2 protein-coding genes are annotated in these 2,433 nt (G+C 61.1%); one reads left to right on the top strand and one right to left on the bottom strand.

All coding sequences use genetic code 11. The features are described 5' to 3' along the window. Window positions 1–73: 73 nt before the first annotated feature. On the bottom strand, window positions 74–1,210 hold the full coding sequence (locus tag NUV89_RS29175) for an acyl-CoA dehydrogenase family protein (protein WP_257784041.1): 1,137 nt from the start codon (window positions 1,208–1,210) through the stop codon (window positions 74–76). Between the two features lie 220 nt (window positions 1,211–1,430). On the opposite strand from NUV89_RS29175, the gene NUV89_RS29170 reads away from it, so the two are divergent. Continuing rightward, the gene (locus NUV89_RS29170) at window positions 1,431–2,351 is read left to right on the top strand and encodes a GlxA family transcriptional regulator (RefSeq protein ID WP_177325302.1); all 921 of its coding nucleotides are present in this window, start codon (window positions 1,431–1,433) and stop codon (window positions 2,349–2,351) included. The last annotated feature ends 82 nt before the right edge of the window (window positions 2,352–2,433 follow it).

Below are 2,433 nucleotides of genomic sequence, written 5' to 3'. Positions count from 1 at the left end.
TCCAACATGAGAATGCGGTCGAATGTGGGAGCGGGCTTGCTCGCGAAGAGGCCCTCAGCAGCACTACAGATCATCAAAGCGCCCGCGCAATAATCTCCTTCATGATCTCATTGGTCCCCGCATAAATCCGCTGCACCCGCGCATCCGCCCAGGCCCGCGCAATCGGGTATTCCCACATGAAGCCGTAGCCGCCGTGCAGCTGCACGCACTCGTCGAGCACCTTGCATTGCAGGTCCGTAGCCCAGTACTTGGCCATCGCGGCGGTAGGCACATCCAGCTTGCCCTCCAGGTGTAACGCCATGCACTTGTCGACAAACACACGCCCGATCTGAATCTCGGTGGCCATCTCCGCCAGCTTGAAGCGGGTGTTCTGGAAGTCCGCAATCGCCTTGCCAAACGCCTTGCGCTCGCGGGTGTATGCCAGGGTCCACTCCAGTGCCGCCTCGGCCGATGACAGCGCACCGATGGCCACGGTCAGACGCTCCTGGGGCAGTTCCTGCATCAAGTACGCAAAGCCTGCGCCGGCCTGGCCCAACAGGTTTTCCTTGGGCACGCGCACGTCCTGGAAGAACAGCTCGGAGGTGTCCTGCGCCTTCATGCCGACCTTCTCCAGGCGCTTGCCCTTGGCGAAGCCCGGCGTGTCGGCTTCCACCAGAAACAGGCTGGTGCCCTTGGCGCCGGCCTTGGGGTCGGTCTTGGCGACGACGATCACCAGCTCGGCCAGGTAACCGTTGGTGATAAAGGTCTTGGAGCCGTTTATCACGTACTCATCACCGTCCAGCACGGCGCTGGTCTTGACCCCTTGCAAGTCGGAACCGGCGCCCGGCTCGGTCATCGCAATGGCCGTGACCATCTCGCCGGAAATCAACTTGGGCAGGTACTTGTGCTTCAGCGCCTCACTGCCGTAATGCAGGATGTACGGCGCGACGATGTCCGAATGCAGGGAAAAGCCGATGCCGGTCAAGCCCAGGCGGCTGACCTCTTCGATCACCACCGCGCTGTAGAGAAAGTCCGCGCCCAAGCCGCCGTAGGCCTCCGGCAGGTGGGAGCACAACATCCCCGCCTCCCCCGCCTTGCTCCACAAGTCGCGGTCGATATAGCCCTGTTTCTCCCATTGCCCGTGGAACGGCACGGCGTGTTTTTCGAGGAAGGTGCGCACGCTCTGGCGAAAGAGTTCGTGTTCCGGGCTGTACAAGGTTCTGGGGATCATGGCTCACCTGCGGGGATTGTCGGACAAAAACAAGCCCACAGAGACTATGCCGCGAAGGCAGCACAGGACACTGGACACATGCGACAAAAAATAAGACGATCCAGCCGTCTGGTGACCACTTTCCCCTATAAGAATAAATGAAATTATGTCTAACCAAATCTCCACGCCCTTGCGGCGCGTCAGCATTTTGGCCATTGATCGGGTATTCGCTTCCACCCTCATGCAAGCCAAGGATTTCTTCCACCTCGCGAGCCTGCGTTACGGCAAGCAACAAGGCCTGGGCCTGACCCCAGCGTTCGAAACGCGCCTGGTCAGCCCCGACGGGCAATCGGTGCGCAGCTTCAGCGATGTAATCATGCCGGTGGACGGCGGCCTGGAAGACGCCGACATCATCGTGCTACCGGCCTTCTGGGACGACTTCGACGCCCTCTGCACCCGCTACCCGCAAGTGCTGCCGTGGCTGCGCGCACAACATGCACGCGGCGCCGTGCTCTGCGGCGAAGCCACCGGGGTGTTCTGGCTGGCCGAAGCCGGCCTGCTCGATGGCAAGGAGGCGACCACCTACTGGCGCTTCTTCAACGCCTTCAGCGAACGCTTCCCGCGGGTCCAGCTCAACCAGGACAAGCACCTCACCGACGCCGACAACCTGTATTGCGCCGGCGGCACTACTTCGGCGTGCGACCTCTACATCTACCTGATCGAACGCTTCTGCGGCGCCAACATTGCCCAGGCCGTGGCCCGCGACATCCTCTACGAAGTGCAGCGCAGCTACGCGCCGGGACGCATCGGTTTTGGCGGGCAGAAACTGCACCAGGACGTGATTATCCTGCAGATCCAGCATTGGCTCGAAGAACACTTCGCCGACAAGTTCCGCTTCGAAGACGTCGCCCGCGAACATGGCATGAGCATCCGCAATTTCATGCGGCGCTTCCAGACGGCGACCGGTGACAAGCCGCTGCACTATCTGCAACGCCTGCGTATCGAGACGGCCAAAGGCCTGCTCTCGGGCAGCCGCAAGAGCATCAAGACCATCAGTTATGAGGTGGGGTATGACGATGCGAGTTTCTTTGCGCGGTTGTTCAGGCAGCACACCGAGCTGTCACCGAACCAGTATCGGCAGCAGTTCCAGCAGGCCGCCTGACCCGAGGCAAACACAAACCTAATGTGGGAGCTGGCTTGCCTGCGATAGCGGTCTGTCAGCCAACTTATCTGTTGGCTGGTAC

The sequence above is a fragment of the Pseudomonas sp. 18.1.10 genome, from assembly GCF_024655625.1.
In the GTDB taxonomy this organism is placed as follows: Bacteria; Pseudomonadota; Gammaproteobacteria; order Pseudomonadales; family Pseudomonadaceae; genus Aquipseudomonas.
The sequence above is the reverse complement of the archived record's forward strand: the minus strand, read 5'-3'. Positions and strand labels throughout refer to the sequence as shown.